14 protein-coding genes are annotated in these 18237 nt (G+C 43.5%); 13 read left to right on the plus strand and 1 reads right to left on the minus strand.

Features of this window, described 5'->3' with window-relative positions; genetic code table 11:
* Positions 1 to 69 precede the first annotated feature (69 nt).
* The 13 genes from BIY37_RS01780 to BIY37_RS01840 all read left to right on the plus strand — a co-directional run bounded on the left by BIY37_RS01780 (position 70) and on the right by BIY37_RS01840 (position 17097).
* On the plus strand, positions 70 to 867 hold the full coding sequence (locus BIY37_RS01780; RefSeq protein ID WP_070066134.1) for a TorD/DmsD family molecular chaperone: 798 nt from the start codon (positions 70 to 72) through the stop codon (positions 865 to 867).
* 11 nt (positions 868 to 878) lie between these two features.
* A complete protein-coding gene (locus tag BIY37_RS01785; protein ID WP_070066135.1) occupies positions 879 to 1841 on the plus strand; it encodes a hypothetical protein in 963 nt (320 codons plus the stop codon).
* 44 nt (positions 1842 to 1885) lie between these two features.
* Entirely contained in the window at positions 1886 to 5335 is a 3450-nt protein-coding gene (locus BIY37_RS01790) for a molybdopterin-dependent oxidoreductase (RefSeq protein ID WP_070066136.1), read from the plus strand.
* Positions 5336 to 5444: 109 nt separating this feature from the next.
* On the plus strand, positions 5445 to 6173 hold the full coding sequence (locus tag BIY37_RS01795) for a carboxypeptidase regulatory-like domain-containing protein (RefSeq protein WP_070066137.1): 729 nt from the start codon (positions 5445 to 5447) through the stop codon (positions 6171 to 6173).
* 270 nt (positions 6174 to 6443) lie between these two features.
* Positions 6444 to 7496, plus strand: coding sequence for a flavodoxin-dependent (E)-4-hydroxy-3-methylbut-2-enyl-diphosphate synthase (gene ispG, locus BIY37_RS01800; RefSeq protein ID WP_070066147.1), 1053 nt, complete (start codon positions 6444 to 6446; stop codon positions 7494 to 7496).
* Positions 7497 to 7498: 2 nt separating this feature from the next.
* Positions 7499 to 8641: a 1-deoxy-D-xylulose-5-phosphate reductoisomerase gene (gene dxr, locus BIY37_RS01805; protein ID WP_070066138.1), complete on the plus strand. Its 1143-nt coding sequence runs from the start codon at positions 7499 to 7501 to the stop codon at positions 8639 to 8641.
* Complete coding sequence (gene rseP / locus BIY37_RS01810; RefSeq protein ID WP_070066139.1) at positions 8629 to 10440, plus strand: RIP metalloprotease RseP; 1812 nt, start codon at positions 8629 to 8631, stop codon at positions 10438 to 10440. Before dxr ends, rseP begins: the two co-directional genes overlap by 13 nt.
* Positions 10441 to 10474: 34 nt before the next feature.
* Positions 10475 to 12406, plus strand: a complete 1932-nt coding sequence (locus BIY37_RS01815) for a sigma 54-interacting transcriptional regulator (RefSeq protein ID WP_070066140.1) — start codon at positions 10475 to 10477, stop codon at positions 12404 to 12406.
* A gap of 186 nt (positions 12407 to 12592) precedes the next feature.
* On the plus strand, positions 12593 to 13480 hold the full coding sequence (argB, locus tag BIY37_RS01820; protein WP_070066141.1) for an acetylglutamate kinase: 888 nt from the start codon (positions 12593 to 12595) through the stop codon (positions 13478 to 13480).
* A 95-nt stretch (positions 13481 to 13575) separates the two neighbouring features.
* Entirely contained in the window at positions 13576 to 14757 is a 1182-nt protein-coding gene (locus BIY37_RS01825; protein WP_070066142.1) for an aspartate aminotransferase family protein, read from the plus strand.
* Between the two features lie 17 nt (positions 14758 to 14774).
* Positions 14775 to 15698 (plus strand): ornithine carbamoyltransferase, encoded by a 924-nt coding sequence (gene argF / locus BIY37_RS01830; protein WP_070066143.1) that lies wholly within the window; start codon positions 14775 to 14777, stop codon positions 15696 to 15698.
* Between the two features lie 5 nt (positions 15699 to 15703).
* Entirely contained in the window at positions 15704 to 16426 is a 723-nt protein-coding gene (gene rph / locus BIY37_RS01835) for a ribonuclease PH (protein WP_070066144.1), read from the plus strand.
* A 38-nt stretch (positions 16427 to 16464) separates the two neighbouring features.
* Positions 16465 to 17097 carry an XTP/dITP diphosphatase gene (locus BIY37_RS01840; RefSeq protein WP_070066145.1) on the plus strand — a complete coding sequence of 211 codons (633 nt, stop codon included), beginning with the start codon at positions 16465 to 16467 and terminating at the stop codon, positions 17095 to 17097.
* Positions 17098 to 17217: 120 nt separating this feature from the next.
* Here BIY37_RS01840 and BIY37_RS01845 read toward each other — a convergent pair whose 3' ends face one another.
* Positions 17218 to 18141, minus strand: a complete 924-nt coding sequence (locus BIY37_RS01845) for a thiamine pyrophosphate-dependent enzyme (RefSeq protein WP_070066146.1) — start codon at positions 18139 to 18141, stop codon at positions 17218 to 17220.
* Positions 18142 to 18237: the final 96 nt, after the last annotated feature.

Genomic DNA, 18237 nt, shown 5'->3' on the forward strand with positions numbered 1-18237 from the left:
AACCGTAGAAGAACCCATCTACATCAGAGACCCAAAACATTATAATTCAATTTAGGATTGAGGTTCATTATGGCTTTAAACAGTAATTGTATCTTGGAGAAACAGCAAGCACCCATCGTTGAGAACTTACTGACGCGGAGTGCAATGTATCAGATACTTTCTGCCTGTTTTTTATATCCAACAGAGCAAAATTTGGAGGTATTAAAAAATCCAGATTTTCAAGAGCACTCGAAGAATTTGGTCAGGTGTTACGAAGGGCTGGATAGCGGAGAAGAATTAAAAAGGTGTTTGGATGAAGTTCATAAGGTGTATAACAACAATGCCTCAGTAGAAACTTTGCGAAGAACATATAGTCGTATTGTAGGGCATACGATATCGAAGGAGTGCCCTTTATACGAAACCCAGTATGGTGCAGCCCATGTGTTTCAACAGGTGCATGAGTTGGGCGACATACAAGGATTTTATAAGGCTTTTGGCTTGGATGTTTCTGATACAGAAAAAGAGCGATGCGATCACATTAGCGTAGAGTTGGAATTTATGCATTTTTTGTTGTACAAGCAAGCCTATGCACTAGAAAATCACGGAGACGAAAAGGTGCAGGTGTGTATGGATGCACAAAGGAAATTTATGAAGGAGCATATTGGAAAATGGGTGCCTCTTTTTGCAGTTCTTTTTGGTAGAAAGGCTGAAGAAGGTTTTTATTGTGCGTTGTCTGCGTTAACGAAAGAGTTTTTGCGATTAGAAATGAAGTTGATGGATGTTAATACGGAGATGTTCAAAGAGTCCGACTTGACCCAGGAAATGGTCGCGGGCGCCCCGGATGAATGCTTGTCGTGTGCATCCTCAGAAGATGTTGAACTGGAATAAAAAGGATTTTTATGAAAATTGAGTTTGATCCAAATTTAATTGAAGAAGTGATATTCAGAGAATTGAAGGTGCGTGAGGAGAAGGGCGATTTTTCCCTTACCAACGAGTATCATTCTCTAGCCGATCCTGTTTATGAAAATTTTTCTTTGGATGAACGACCGGTAGAGTTTAAAAAGATCGAATGGGATTTCTTTAAGAAGCTTGGTTTTTCAACGATAATCAAAGAAATTTTTGGTGAGTTTTCTGAATTGGAGACTAAGATTGCCGGTGGTGTTATGATAAAAGCCTTGAGTCCCTTTGATGAGGGATCTAATCTCACAAAAGGTCCAAATTCAGAAGAATTAAGAAAAAGAGTCACCATCAAACTGCTCCCTGAGCGTTTCCAGGACGTTGTGTATCTTAAAAAATTAGTTAGGCATGAGTTAACACATATAGCCGACATGGTTGATGAATCTTTTGGTTACAGGGATGAGCGCCTTGGAGGCAACCCTATGGAAGAAAGTATTATCAGGGAAAGATATAGCACTTTCTGGGATATCTTTGTGGATAGCCGATTGATCAGGGGCGGAAAAGAAACAGTTTCTGATAAAGAAAGCAGATATCAGGAGTTTGAGTCGCTCTATAAGAAGATCCCGGCGGAAGTTAAAGTAGCCATTTTTGATGTTCTTTGGCAAGATGAGCATTTGACACATGACAGGATATTAGAGTTGTCGAAGGATGTGAGTAAGGTGATAAAGATTGCTGAAGGTTTACCGGTAAAACAAGTTAAAAAAGTCAAGAAAACTCTCTTGCCAGGGTCACAATGTCCGTTATGTCAATTTCGTACCTATCATTGGGTCGACAATCCTGAATATGAGTCCCACCTTGTTGATGCTATTAAAAAGGATTTTCCTGAATGGGAGTCGGAAGATGGCGCCTGTGAACGATGCATAGAGGCATATAAGGTGAGAAGTTCTGCTAATGTCTATAGTTAATATTTTATATAAATTGTTTTTAAATTGAGAAAGGAGTAGGAAATATGAAGCTTACCAGAAGGACTTTCCTACAGGTGGCGGGAGCAACGGGCGCAACCTTCACCATCGTCAATAAGGCGATGGCATTCAGATTGTTAAAGCCCGCTGTTGAGGTGGGAAATCCGTTAGATGCTTATCCTGACCGTTCGTGGGAGAGGGTTTATCGTGACCAATACAGATATGATCGAACATTTACTTTTACGTGCTCACCAAATGACACTCATGCCTGTAGAGTAAGGGCGTTTGTAAGAAACGAAGTGGTTATGAGGGTTGAGCAAAACTATGACCATCAAAATTACTCAGATTTGTACGGAAACAAGGCCACACGAAACTGGAATCCTCGTATGTGCCTCAAGGGCTATACCTTCCATCGAAGGGTTTACGGGCCTTACAGACTAAGGTATCCGCTTATCAGAAAAGGGTGGAAGCAGTGGGCAGATGACGGTTTTCCGGAATTGACACCGGAAAATAAAACGAAATATATGTTTGACGCCAGGGGACAGGATGAGCTCTTGAAAGCATCGTGGGATGATGCATGGACATATGCAGCAAAAGGGATTATTCATATTACCAAGAAGTATAGTGGTGAAGAAGGTTCAAAGAAACTCATAGAGCAGGGATATCCGAAAGAGATGGTGGATGCCATGAAGGGCGCTGGCACGCGGACCTTTAAGGGGCGTGGTGGTATGGGGCTCCTTGGTGTTATTGGGAAATACGGCATGTACCGATTTAACAATATGCTTTCCTTATTAGATAGCCATAACAGGGGAGTTGGGCCAGATAAAGCACTCGGTGGGAGGAACTGGTCGAACTATACGTGGCATGGTGATCAGGCTCCAGGCCATCCATTCTCTCATGGATTGCAGGGATCTGATGTTGATATGAATGATATCCGGTTTTCAAAGCTGGTCATTCAAACGGGAAAAAATCTGATAGAAAATAAGATGCCTGAAGCACACTGGCTTACGGAGGTTATGGAAAGAGGTGGAAAACTTGTTGTTATTACCCCCGAATACAGCCCGTCTGCTCAAAAAGCAGATTATTGGATACCTATCAAGTGTAACACTGATACGGCGCTTTTCTTAGGAATTACAAAAATCCTGATGGACGAGAAGTTGTATGATGCTGATTATGTGAAGAAATTTACAGACTTTCCGCTTCTTGTAAGGACGGATACTTTGAAGAGGCTGCAAGCCAAGGATGTCTTTTCGGATTACAAATTGGAAGACATTTCTCACGGTGCCAGCTACAAGATTCAGGGTTTGCACGATGACCAGAGGGAGATTATAGGAGACTTCGTGGTGTGGGATGCAAAGACGAATGGCCCCAAAGCCATTACGAGGGATGATGTTGGTGATAAACTAGTTGCCAAAGGCATTGATCCTGTTCTTGATGGTATTTTCAAGGTAAAAACTGTGGATGGGAAAGAAATAGAAGTCATGTCTCTTTTTGAGATGTATAAGATTCATTTGAAGGATTATGATATAGATACTGTAGTCGAAATAACAAATTCTCCAAAAGAGTTAATACAGAGGTTAGCGCATGACATCGCCGCCATAAAACCAGTAGCTATACATTACGGCGAAGGTATCAACCATTACTTTCATGCGACACTTATGAACAGATCGACTTATTTGCCTCTTATGTTGACCGGAAACGTAGGTTATAATGGATCTGGATCACATACCTGGGCAGGGAACTACAAAGCTGCCAATTTCCAATCTGCAAAGTGGTCTGGACCTGGGTTTTATGGATGGGTAGCGGAGGATGTTTTTAATCCAAACCTCGATCCAAGCGCACCAGCAATGGATTTGAAGGTAAAAGGTCGTGCCTATGATGAAGAGGTGGCTTATTGGAATCACAATGACAGGCCGTTGATTGTAGATACACCAAGGTACGGGCGTAAATGTTTCACAGGGAAGACACACATGCCGACTCCAACCAAGATCATGTGGTTTACCAATGTGAACCTGGTTAATAATGCAAAACATGTGTATCAAATGCTTAAGAACGTAAATCCCAACATTGAACAAATTATGTCCACCGATATTGAGATGACCGGTTCCATTGAGTATGCGGACTTCGCTTTCCCGGCCAATAGTTGGATGGAGTTTGAGACACATGAAATTACCAACTCATGTTCTAATCCATTTGTTCAGATATGGAAGGGTGGTATAAGACCGGTTAATGACTCTAAGGACGATGTCGTGATTATTGCGGGCATGGCGGCGAAACTAGGGGAATTGCTCAGGGATATGCGGTTCAGGGATTTCTGGAAGTTTGCCCTGGAGGGCAGACCAGAAGTGTATATACAGAGGCTGTTGGATGGGAGTACGACCTTTAAGGGTTATACCTTTGATGATATTGTTAGTGGGAAATATGGTGAGCCGGGCGTTGCTTTGTTGCTATACAGAACTTACCCAAGGCAACCATTCTGGGAGCAGGTACACGAGAGTATTCCGTTCTATACACCAACAGGGAGGTTGCAGGCATATAATGATGAATCAGAAATCATTGAATATGGCGAAAATTTCATTGTGCACCGAGAAGGACCTGAAGCAACCCAGTACTTGCCAAACGTAATTGTCAGCACTAATCCTTATATCCGTCCGGATGATTATGGAATTCCAGAGAGTGCGGAGCACTGGGACGAGAGAACGATCAGGAATATTAAGAAATCATGGGCTGAGACAAAACAAACAAAGAATTTTTTATGGGAAAAAGGGTACAAATTCTATTGTGTGACGCCGAAATCAAGACATACGGTGCATTCGCAATGGGCAGTAACAGACTGGAACTTTATCTGGAATAACAACTTCGGCGATCCCTACAGAATGGACAAGAGGATGCCCGGTGTCGGTGAGCATCAAGTTAATATAAACCCGCAGGCAGCTAAAGATTTGGGTATCAATGACGGTGATTATGTCTATGTTGATGCAAATCCAGCCGACAGGCCATACGAAGGATGGAAACCGAACGATCCTTTCTATAAAGTTTCACGGCTTATGTTAAGAGCAAAGTATAATTCGTCCTACCCTTACGATGTAGCGATGATTAAACACTCTTCGTGGATTGCAACGGAAAGGACTGTAAAGGCGCACGAGACAAGATCTGATGGCAGGGCGCTTGCGGCAGGTACTGGTTATCAGTCCAGTTTCCGTTACGGCTCTCAGCAGAGCGTCACCAGAGATTGGTCTATGCCAATGCATCAGCTTGATAGTCTGTTTCATAAATCAAAAATCGGTATGAAGTTTGTTTTCGGTTTCGAGGGGGACAATCACGGTATCAACACTGTTCCGAAGGAAACTTTGGTGAAGATTACTAAGGCGGAGGATGGTGGCTTGGGTGGTAAGGGATTGTGGGATCCGGCGAAGACTGGGTATACAACAGGTAACGAAAACGACTTCATGAAGAAGTATCTCAGTGGCGAATTGATAAAAATTGAAAAAGCTTAATAGGTATATAAACAAAAAGTGAGCTAACAGATACATAGATAACGTTTGTTAGCTCACTTATTTTTGGAAATTTTACATAAATGAAATGATAGGGGGAGAAAAAGGATCTATGAAAAAATATCTTATTTCTGGTATGCTTGCGATTTCATGTATAGCATTTTCTTATAATTCATGTGTGTGGGCTCAAGCTGAGGAAAAAAAGGCATTGACAGCTGAAGAGGCCGCAGAAGCGACGAAAAAATTAGAAGATGCACAGCAAAAATTAAAGAAAACTGTTAAAAACTTACCCAAGGTGGATAATGCAGGTTCCATTACCGGCGTTGTAATTTGTCAAAAGATGAGAAATAACGCTGATGCGATTGTGTTTATTGAAAAAGTAGGCGATAATAAATTTCCTCCTCCCACGGAGCATGCGGTTATTGATCAGTTAAATCTTACCTATGTTCCTCGCGTCGTTGCTATGCAGAAAGGCACAACCGTCGATTTCCCCAATAGTGACGCAGTTCGTCACAACGTATTTTCTCCTCCTACCGCAGCCTTGCAATTTAACCTGGGGACGTATCCAACAGGAGTTGTGAAAGAGGTGCTTTTTGATGTGGCTGGTGAAACACCGCTCCTTTGTAATGTTCACAGTGAGATGGCTGGCTTTGCGGTATCGCTTGAAAATCCGTATTTTGCTGTTACTGATAAAGACGGGAACTATACCATTGAAGGAGTTCCGCCAGGTAAATACGTAGTGAAAACATGGCACGAGAAACTCAAGGAATTGTCTCAGGAGGTTACGGTAGAGGCAGGTAAGGCTGCTAAGGCTGATTTCGATTTGAAGAGAAGAAGGTGATTTGTAGATAAAAATTTTTACCGTCTTGCATGAGTAGATCGTAAGCTTCTTAAATTCCAGTGAGATCTTAAAGTCTCACTGGAATTTTTTTTTGATCTGTCGCTTCTACTCAGAATGAGTTGATAGAGGCATAATCCGAAGTGCGAGCCACCGATTTTGTGATTACTATTCGTCCTTTGAAATTAACATTTGAAAAAATGTTTATGTGCTAATATAATTCACTACTTGTATTCTGCTTTTTTTGTTTCAGGTGTTCAATTATCAGAAAATATGATTCAACGACGCAAAACGAGAGTGGTTAACGTTGGTGGTGTATTGATAGGGGGAAATAATCCCATTTCAGTACAGACAATGACCAAGACTCATACCGAAGACATTGATGCCACAGTTCAGCAGATTAAAGAACTTGAGACGGTTGGATGTCATATCGTTCGCGTAGCGGTGCCTACAATTGTTACTGCCAAGTGCCTTGGCGCTATAAAAAAACAGGTACGTATTCCGCTTGTTGCCGACATTCATTTTGGGCATCATCTTGCCTTGGAAGCTATAGCGCAGGGGGTTGATAAAATACGAATCAACCCTGGGAACATGAAGGACAAGAAAAAGCTGGAGGAGATAGTGCTTGCTGCTAAAGATAAAGGTATTCCCATTCGTATTGGGGTGAATTCTGGCTCAGTGCGCAGCGAGGGAGATGAAGATGAAGAATTAACCACGCTGATGGTGAAAACGGTTCTAAAGTATTGCGATCACTTTGAATCGCTGGGGTTTAAAGATGTTGTGTTGTCACTGAAGGCTTCTGATGTTCCTTCAACATTAGATGCCTATAGGTCAATAGCGATTCAGTGTGATTATCCATTGCATCTAGGGGTTACCGCTGCCGGTCCGCCGAGCCTGGCGACAATAAAGTCTGCTATCGGTATTGGCGGTTTGCTCTCCGAAGGCATTGGTGATACCTTGAGGGTTTCGTATACCGGCGCTTCTGAGTTGGAAGTCAAGGCAGGGTACGACATTCTTGAAGCGTTGGGACTTCACAAGCGTCATGAAGCAGAGCTCATTTCCTGCCCCACTTGTGGACGCTGCGAAATAGATTTAGTGGATATTGTAGAAAAGGTGAGGCAACGTTTGCCTGGTGATAAAAAGCATTTGCAAATTGCTATTATGGGATGTGTGGTTAATGGTCCTGGCGAGGCGCGGGAGGTTGATATTGGCATTGCTGGTGGCAAGGGGTTTGGCTTCCTTTTCAAAAAGGGTGAAAAGGTGAGAAAGATACCGGAAGACCGCATGGTAGATGAACTTTTGGAAGAAATTGCCCGCATGGCATAACCATGAAAAATATTGTCGTTCTTGGTTCTACAGGTTCTATTGGCAAAAACACCTTAGAAGTAGCTCGAAATTTAAAGGATAAATTTCGGGTTGTTGGTTTGTCTTCAAACTCGCAGTGGGAGTTGCTTGCAGAACAGGCTGAGGAATTCAACCCCCGATATGTTGCCGTAAATAATTGTGTGTCGGTAGAAAAGCTAAAACAACGTTTTCAGGGCAATCAGCTAAAGATACTCACCGGCAGCGATTGTTTACAGGAAATTGTTTTAAAACAGGAGGTAGATGTTGTGGTTTCGGCCGTAGTGGGTGCCGTAGGGTTGCCTGCTGCGATTGCAACAATAGAACAGGGAAAGATCCTTGCGCTGGCCAACAAAGAGTCCCTGGTTATGGCTGGGCACATTGTGATGTCGCTTGCCAAAAAGGATCAGATAGTACCCGTAGACAGTGAGCACAGCGCGATATTTCAGTCTCTTCGTTCTGGTAAGCGGTGTGAGGTAAGACGGGTTATTATCACTGCATCTGGCGGTCCTTTTTATGACTACCCGGCTGATAAGCTTCGTGATGTGAAGCCTGCACAAGCCCTGAAGCATCCTACATGGCAGATGGGACAAAAGATTACCATCGATTCGGCCACGTTAATGAATAAAGCATTAGAGATTATCGAAGCGAAATGGTTGTTTGGCCTCACTGCCGAACAGATCGATGTTGTGATTCATCCGCAATCGATCATTCATTCTATGGTGGAATTCTGTGATGGGTCGGTTATTGCCCAGATGGGATTGCCGGATATGAAAGTGCCCATTCAATATGCCTTAACGTATCCGGAAAGAAGTCCTCTTGATGTGCAATGGCTAGATTTACCAAAGCTTGGAAGTCTGACTTTTAAAAAACCCGATGTTGAAAAATTCCCTGCCCTGCGCCTTGGTTATCAGGCTGTCAGGGATGGTGGTACAACAGGGGTAACACTCAATGCTGCTAATGAGGTGGCGGTGCGAGCATTCCTGAATGGTCAAATTAAATTTACTGAGATTGCTATATGTGTGGAAAAGGTGATAAACAATCATCGCTTTATTAAAAATCCTTGCCTTGAGGAGGTACTGGCGGCAGATGCCTGGGCAAGACAGGAGGTGGAAAAATGCCTTATCTAAATGTGTCAACCAATGTCCTTCTTGTTGTCGTGGGTATTGGCCTGCTTATCTTTGTCCATGAACTTGGTCATTTTCTTATGGCAAAAAAGATAGGGGTAAGAGTATTGGCTTTTTCGTTGGGTTTTGGACCTGCAATATTGAAAAAACAGTGGGGGGAAACAGAATATCGGCTCTCTCTTTTTCCGCTGGGTGGCTATGTCAAGCTTGCAGGTGAAAATCCTGAGGAGAAAAAGACGGGCTCTTCCTGGGAGTTTTCAGCAAAGAGTGTGGGACAACGTGCCTCTGTGCTTGTAGCGGGTGTTGCATTAAATGCTGTTTTGGCCTTTATTGCTTTTATTGTTGCCTTTCAGATTGGCGTACCTTTTATTACCTCTGATGTAGGCCAGGTTGCTCCTGGTTGGCCAGCATGGGTGGCTGGGATTCGGCACGGAGACAAGATCGTTGAGTTAGATGGAAGCAAAGATCCTGATTTTGAAGATCTTTTTACCATCGTTGCCCTGAGCAATCCATCCGTTGGCGTAAATCTTAAAGTTGAGCGAGACAATAAGATTTTTGATGTAAATGTCACGCCTAAGTACGATGCCGAGCACGGGATCCAGCGTATAGGAATTATGCCAGCGACAAGTTTGGAGATTGATAAGATATTTGCCTTCGAAAATAATTATTCTCCTGCCAGAGATGCAGGTATTCATGTTAAAGACGTCGTAGTCGCAGTGAATGGCAAAAAGATTTCCACAGAAGATGAATTTCGGGAAATTGAGGCTGCGAGTGCTGGAAAAGAGATCACACTTACGGTACTGCGGGACAATAAGGAAGTAGAGCTAAAGGTTACACCTTTTAAGTCTACCCGGTGGATGCTCGGTCTCTCCTGTGCAACCGCTATATTGGATGGTGTGAAAAACAGTAGTCTTGCAAGCGAAGCAGGTTTCATAAAAGGGGATGAAATTGCCGAGGTTAATTCAAAACCTGTGACAGGTTTTACTGATATCAGAAAACGGGTTCTTGGCTCGGAAGAGGAAACCATTGTCTTTACAATTAAAAGAAATGATACGGTTGTCCTGATTCCTGTGTTGCTCCGTGATGAAAAGGTTAAAGAAGAATTTCTGGATGGGATTGCACCTTTTTATGGATTAAAGGTTGATTCTCTTGTTGAGGGATTCCCTGCTGAAAAAATTGGATTAAAACCTGGTGATAAGATCATCTCACTCGATGAGAAGGAACTGAAAGACTGGGGTAACCTCCTGCAAAGGGTGATGGCGGGTCAGGGAAAACCCATGGTAATTGAGTGGATGCGTGGCAATGAACGATTTGTATCTACCATTGTACCACAAAAGGATGAAAAGAATGCTATTGGGAATATAGGGATAAAGTTCAGAGAAAAGACGGTGATAAGACAATATGGACTGCTTGGCTCGTGTGTTGTGGGCACGAAAAAAGCTATTATTAATGTGCAGAGATTGTATCTCACAATAAGAGGTTTTTTCTCTCAAAGACTTTCACCAAAGAATGTCGGTGGTTTTATCCTTATTGCTCAGGCATCATACGAGTCAGCAAAGGCGGGCGTTGGTAAACTGGTTTATTTTCTGGGTATTCTGAGTCTACAGCTTGCACTTTTGAATATTTTGCCTATTCCTGTGCTGGATGGTGGACATCTGTTGTTTTTGGCTATTGAACGAATCAAGGGTTCTCCGGTGAGTCAAAGGACACTCTCTATTGCCCAATATATAGGTTTTGGTCTTATTATTACCCTGGTCATATATGCCACACGGAACGATATTATGCGATTGTTAATGCTTTAATTCATAACCTTGGAATCCGTCGCTGTTTTTTCGTATGGCAGAACTAATTGATATTACCATTCCCGGGGAGAAAAAAAGCTACCCATTAAAAGACATTGCCATTATTGGTCGGGCATCCACAACGGATATCAAATTCGATGATCTTATGGTTTCCCGGCACCACGCCAGGGTTAGCAAATGGAATGAAGGGTATATTCTTGAGGATTTGGGCAGTCTGAATGGGGTTTTTTTGAATGATGAGCGGATAACCTCTCCCCAACCACTTCCTGATAGCAGTAAAATCTGTATCGGCCCGCATACCCTGCTCTTCAGAAATACAGAATCACCACATCCGGGATGCGAAGCGCCTCCATCCAGCGAATATACCCAAATTATCGTGGCTGCAAAAGATCAGTTGCCGGTTGGAATTGCTGATGAGCGTAGTTACGAGGCCGCTGGCAAAGAGGAGTTCGAGAAATTACAAAAAAATTTAAGAGTCTTTCAGGAAATTGCAAGGGCAGTCGGTAATATTTTTGAAATTGATGTATTACTCAAAGAGATCATAGAGATCGTTTTTGCTATATTTCCCCATGCGGAACGATGCTTTATTGCCTTGCAAGACCATGAAGAGAACACATTGACAATCAGAACGATTCAAACAAAAGACCCGGCGCTTGCAGGCCAGGAATACGTTCTAAGCCAAACACTTGCCAGTCGTGCCGTGGAGGAGCGGAGGTCGTTGCTTATCGTGAATACCCAGATGGACTCCAGGGTTGACACGAGCATCGAGATCATTGGTGCAAGCTCCATTTTGTGTGCGCCTCTTCTATGCCTTCAAAAAACACTGGGCATAATACAAATCGAGAGTAAGAGCAATAACTACGAATTTTCCACGACCGATCTGGATCTTTTCACTGGCATCGCGTCGCAGGTGGCATTATTAATATATAACGCCGAACTGCTTGATAATCTTAAAATGACAAAGGAGCGTATCGAGTCTGAAAATAAAAATCTCAAGAAACAACAAAAGATTCGCTCCTCACTCAGCGATATTGTTGGCGCCAGCGTGAAGATTAAGGAAACGCTGGAATTTGTTAAAAAGGTCAGTAACTCTCCTTACAGCGTGTTAATTACAGGGGAAAGCGGTACGGGCAAAGAATTAATTGCCAAGGCTATCCATTATGGTAGTTCGAGAACTGTCCTGCCTTTCGTGGTTTTAAACTGCGCTGCGATTCCACGGGATTTGCTTGAAAGTGAACTCTTTGGCTATGAAAAAGGGGCATTCACAGGTGCATTGGAAACAAAGCAGGGACTTTTCGAAGTGGCGGACAAAGGGACGATATTTCTTGATGAAATCGGGGAGATGCCTGTCCATACCCAGGCAAAACTTCTGAGGGTGTTACAGGAAAAGGAACTGCAGCGGTTGGGAGGGAAGAGGATAATTAAGATCGATGTGCGTATCCTTGCCGCAACCAACAAAGATTTAAAGGCTGCTATTGCCAATGGAGAATTCCGGGAAGATCTCTTTTACCGGTTAAACGTTGTGCCTGTTCACGTTCCTCCGTTGCGTGAACGGAAAGAAGACATCCCCTTGCTTATCGCCTGTTTTTTAGAGTCGAGTTGTACGGATGTTGGCAAGCGCATTAATGGGTTTACCGATGAAGCAATGACAAATTTTTTAAATTATACATGGCCAGGAAATGTGAGAGAATTAAGAAATGTCATCGAGAGGATTGTTACCATTGCGCCGGCTGATAGTGTGGTCGGGGTAGAAATGCTTCCTCACGAAGTTTGTAATCGGTCCGCAGTGCGGTTGCAAAAATATAAATCTGCAGGAATCCTGTATGAAGCCCAAAAACAATTAGAAATCGAGATGATTATGGACGCGCTGAAATCAGCGGAAGGTAATAAGTCTAAGGCGGCTGCTCTGCTGGGGATCAGCCGAAAGGTACTCTATGAAAAGATCGAAAACTATAAAATTGTGTAGCCAATCCTGCAGGAGTCATTTCCATTTCTTTCCTGTCTTTATTTACCTTCTTTTTCTCGAACAGTATTCCAGGGTTAAATTGTTAAGACTCTATCTTTACCCTTGACACAGAAACCTCTTTTGTTATAATCTCGACTTCTTTTACTATGATCATAATTTTTTGGAGATAGAAGAGATAGCGCATTTATGGAAGATGCCATACGTAAGGCTGGGATACTTATAGAGGCCCTTCCTTACATACGATCGTTCAGGAATAAAATAGTGGTAATCAAGTTTGGCGGAGGGGCAATGTCCAGCGATGAAGTGCTCACCAGCGTGCTCCAGGACATTGTCTTCATGAAGACCGTTGGCATTCAGCCCGTCTTGGTGCATGGCGGCGGCCCCCATATCAGTCAGGAGATGGCGCGGAGGGGTTTAAGTCCAAAGTTTGTAGAAGGGCACAGAATTACCGATCGGGAGACCCTGGAGATAGCCAAAGATATCCTGATAAATCAGATCAGCGCCTCCATTGTTAAGAAGATTTTTGAATTGGGGAATGAGGCTGCCTGTATTTGGGAAAATGGATATTGTCCACTAAAGGCTGAAAAATACTATGTTGAAACGAAGACAGAACAGGGAGACCTTAAGAAATTAGATATTGGTTTTGTGGGCAAAGTTACCGCAATCGATAAGGATCGGTTCCTGAATCTATGTAATTCCTGCATCATTCCTATTGTGCCACCTATTGCAAAAGATGCAAATGGAGATGTATATAATGTTAATGCAGACAATGTCGCGGCGTTTATTGCAAAGGCGCTTGGCGCAGAGAAGCTCGTGTTTCTTTCAAATACCCATGGCATCATGACACAGCCTAACGATGAGTTATCTTTTGCTTCGACCTTGCACGAAGACGAGGTTCACGCACTCATAGATAAAAAAATAATCAGCGAAGGCATGCTTCCCAAGGCGTTGGCCTGTATCAGTGCAGTGAAGGCGGGGGTGAAGAAGGCTCACATTATCAACGGAATGATTCCGCACGCGCTTTTGTTGGAAATTTTTACCGACAAGGGTGTCGGGACGCAAATTATTGTATAAAAGATGGTTGTGTCTTGCCATGAATACGGTATAATTTTAGGGATTGAAAGAATCATCCTGTTTCAATCCCTTTTTCGTTTTTAAGGAATAGAGGCATGAACACGAAAGAGATTCAAGAAATTTATGACCGTTATGTTATCCCTAATTATATTCGAAACCCTATTTTACTGACGAAAGGTAGTGGGTTGGATGTATGGGATGCCGAAGGAAAACGCTATCTCGATCTTTTTTCAGGCTGGGCGGTGAGTTTGTTAGGGCACTGTCATCCTCATGTCGTCGCAGCCATTCAAAACCAGGCAGCAAAACTCCAGCATGCGCCAAACATCTACTATACCGAACCACAAGGCTTGCTGGCACAACACATATCTGAAAAATCCTTTGGCGGACAGTGTTTCTTTTGTAACAGCGGCGCTGAGGCTAATGAAGCAGCAATTAAGCTTGCGCGTATTCATAATTCAAACACAGGCAGATACAAAATAATTACCTTTTTGAATTCATTCCATGGCCGGACCTTGGCTACGGTTACTGCAACGGCACAACCGAAATATCATAAAGGATTTGCTCCGCTTGTTGAAGGTTTTTTCTACGTGCCATTTAATGATTTGGAAGCACTGAAAAGAGCAATAGACGATAAGACATGTGCGATAATGCTGGAACCCATTCAGGGCGAGGGTGGCATTAATATCGCTACGAAAGAATTCATGTGCGGTATAAGAAAATTGTGTGATGAGAAAGGATTGTTGATGATCCTTGACGAGGTTCAGTGCGGCATGGGCAGATCCGGGAGGTATTTTGCGTATCAGCACTATGACATTGAGCCGGATATTATGACCCTGGCAAAGGCGCTTGGCGGAGGCGTTGCCATCGGGGCGATGACTGCTAAAAAGGAGATTGCAAAGAGTCTTGTTCCCGGCAGCCATGCTTCTACTTTTGGTGGAAATCCTTTGGCGTGCGCAGCAGGGGTAGCGGTGTTTGAAACGATTGAAAAAGAAGGGCTGCTTTCTCATGTTGCAACAATGGGTAGGTATTCCGTTGAGCAGTTAAAATTATTACAAAAGACGCATAAAATAATTCATGCGGTGCGCGGTGTGGGTCTTATGATCGGGGTTGAACTTGGGGTAAATGGCGCTGAGTTTATCAAACGTTGTATTCAGTCAGGCTTATTCCTCAACTGTACTCATGAGAAAGTTATCCGATTTATGCCTCCTCTGAATGTTAAAAAAGATCATATTGACGAGGGGCTGAGTATCATAAATGCAGTCCTTTCTAAACTCTAATTTATGAGAGAACGCCTATGAAATGCAAGGATTTAATTTCAATTGCGGATCTTGTGCAATCTGACATCGAGGAAATATTCAATGTCACAAAGGAACTTAAGGAATGGCACAACAAAGGATATGATGAGAAGTGTCTGAGTGGAAAGATCCTTGGGATGATTTTCGAAAAGAGTTCTATGCGCACACGTGTTTCCTTTGAAGTGGCAATGGTTCAGTTGGGCGGCCATGCCATTTACCTGACCCAGGGCGATATAAACCTTGGCAAAAGGGAGTCGGTAAAAGATGGAGCCAGGGTACTTTCGAGATATGTCGGAGGGATTGTTATCCGTACCTTTGGTCAGGACATCATCCAAGAACTTGCAAGATATGCTACCGTACCCGTGATTAATGCCTTATCAGATTACCTCCATCCCTGCCAGGCACTTACCGACATGTACACGATTAAGGAAAAGTTCGGTACCTATACCAATGTAAAAATTGCCTATATTGGAGACGGAAATAATGTCGCGCGATCTTTAGCTCAAATCTGTGCGAAACTCGGCATTCATTTTTATGTTGCATCACCAAAAGGATATGAACTATCGCCGGATTTTCTTGCGAAAACGAAACAGTTGGCGGACGGAAACGATGTAATTCACCTTTGTTCCAATCCAAAAGAAGTTGCAAAGGATGCGCATGTTCTGTATACAGATACGTGGGTTAGTATGGGACAGGAGACGGAAAGGGAGACAAGGCTACAAGCTTTCAAAGAATTTCAGATTAATAACGAAATCCTGAAATTAGCAAAGGACGACGTCAAGGTAATGCACTGTCTGCCAGCCCATCGTGGGGAAGAGATTACGGACGAAGTGATTGACGGGCCCCATTCTATTGTTTACGATCAGGCGGAAAACAGGCTTCATGTGGAAAAGGCGCTTTTAAAACTTCTTTTGCGGAAATAAAAACTATGAGAGTGGATGATCGTATCCCCGATGAACTACGTCCCTTAATTATCAATAGACATTTTACCAAATATGCACCAGGGTCGGTTCTTATTCAAGCGGGCAATACCAAAGTTATTTGTACGGCATCGGTAGAAGAAAGTGTGCCGCCTCATATCAAAAATACTGGTGAAGGCTGGGTTACGGCGGAATATTCTCTCCTGCCAAGCTCCACACCTGTAAGAGTGCCAAGAGAATCCGTCAGGGGGAAGGTTGGGGGAAGAACTCATGAAATACAGAGACTCATTGGCCGTTCATTGCGCTCCGTCATGGATCTTGCTTTGCTGAAAGAGCGGACGATATGGATTGACTGTGATGTGATCCAGGCGGACGGTGGGACACGCACTGCCGCTATTACCGGCAGTTATGTCGCATTAATGGATGCTATCCGGTGGCTGAAAAGTAAAGACTTGATCAAGGAAAATCCGGTTGTAAATAGTGTCGCAGCGGTAAGCGTCGGGGTCGTGAATGGCGTTGTTCTGCTGGATCTCTGCTATGCTGAAGATGCCGCTGCTCAGGTGGACATGAATGTGGTGATGACGGGTGATGGAAAGTTTATTGAATTGCAAGGCACAGGAGAAGAGTATGCCTTTGATGATGAACAATTGGCGGCGATGTTAAGGATGGCGAAAAAAGGCATTAGTGAAATTGTTGAAATTCAAAAAAAGGCATTGGAAATACCGGGCTAAAGAAATGTAGAATCCTTTTCGCAAACAGGAGAACAGATATGACTTCATTTGTGAATACACTGCATGCAAAAACTATTTTAATAGCTACACAAAACGAAAAAAAGAGGACGGAAATAGGGGAAATCCTTAAGGATATTCCGGGTGTTTTGCTGAGAAGCCCTGATGATTTTCCTTTTTTACCGCGGGTAGAAGAAGACGGAAATACCTTCCGGGAAAATGCTATGAAAAAAGCAGTTCCTCTTGCAAAGGCTTGTAACACCTGGGCGATGTCAGACGACTCAGGGCTTGAAATCAAAGCACTGGGTGGGCGCCCCGGTATCTATTCATGCAGGTATGCAGGCACAAATGCAACCGATGAAAAAAATATAGAAAAAGTCTTGTCTGAATTAAAGGGGGTGCCCAGAGGGCGGCGTACAGCCAGATTTGTCTGTGCGATTGCCCTGGCCAGCCCGCAGGGGCTGTTTTTTGTCGTCGAAGATTATTGTGAGGGATTTATTACTGAGGAACCCCGGGGGAGATGTGGTTTTGGATATGATCCCATTTTTTATGTACCAGAACACAACAAGACCTTTGCCGAATTAAGTTCGTCTATCAAAAATAGGATCAGCCATCGTGCTAAAGCGCTGGAGCAATTTAAAGAAAAATTACAACCTCTGATACGAAACCTTTAGAGGGATCAGAATCCGGAATGAAAGGGAATCGGTTCATCTGTTTATTGTTCTGAATCCTGGCTCTGACTACCGATTTTACCCGTATCTGCGCAGTTCCTCAGATCTCGTAGATTCCATTTTCTAAATCTCACTCCAATACCGGTCAACCATCTCTTGTATTCTCATGAGGATGTCTTCTTGCCGCTTTGGTTTAAAGAGATGTGCAAATCTTCCCTGCTCTTTTAGATAGACTTCAACAGGTTTAAATTTTCTGGGAATGACGGTGTGCCTTACATTGCCATAGACGGCTTCTTTTAATGACCACATGCCAGTATCAATTGCAAGCTTCGCCAGTCTCGCTGTGTGTGCAGGATCGGTTGACCATCCGGCAGGACAGGGGGAAAGGCTTATGAAGAGTTTCGGCCCTTTGTACTGTTCTGCCGTTTTGAACTTGTTGATCAGATCAACCGGATGTGACGGAGATATGGTGGCGAGATATGGCGGATTGTGGCTTCTCCATATCTCAAAGAGATTCTTTTTGAAGAAAGAGGCTCCTGCGCTGCTTGTTTTTCCTATCGGTGTTGTTCCTGTCTTCGATGCGAGGGGGGGCGCTCCTGAGGATTGGAAACCGGTATTTCCATAGGCCTCGTTATCGGAACAGATGTAGTAGAAGTCAAGATTCCTGTGTAAAGCGCCGGATGTGGATGAAAGACCTATATCGTACGCAACACCATCGCCTGTAAGCACAATTACCTTCAAGTCTTCTTTTGGGTCAAGCTTTCCCTTTTTTATTAAGATATCCAGGGCATCCCTGATACCTTGTGCTCCGGCGGGAGCGCAGGCCATTGCAGTATAAAGCCAGGAATTCTGAAAAGGCGTGAACGGATAGACAGAAAGCAGGGTAAAGCATCCGGCAGCATTGACAATTACCGTTTTTTTCCCCAGTACCTTCAGGCAGTGTCTTAAAGCCAAAAGTCCCCCGCAGCCAGCACATATTGAGGTGCCCGGAAGAAGATTTTCCTCTGCCGGAATGTCCCTGATAGATTTTATAAGTATTGTATCCATATTTTATAGCCGCAACAAAACCCGTAACTATTCAGCGTACTTTCGCTCACAAACCCTATGAGTGAACAAAATATTGATTCTGTAATCCCGAAGGGA

This window comes from Candidatus Brocadia sapporoensis (assembly GCF_001753675.2).
GTDB lineage: Bacteria > Planctomycetota > Brocadiia > Brocadiales > Brocadiaceae > Brocadia > Brocadia sapporoensis.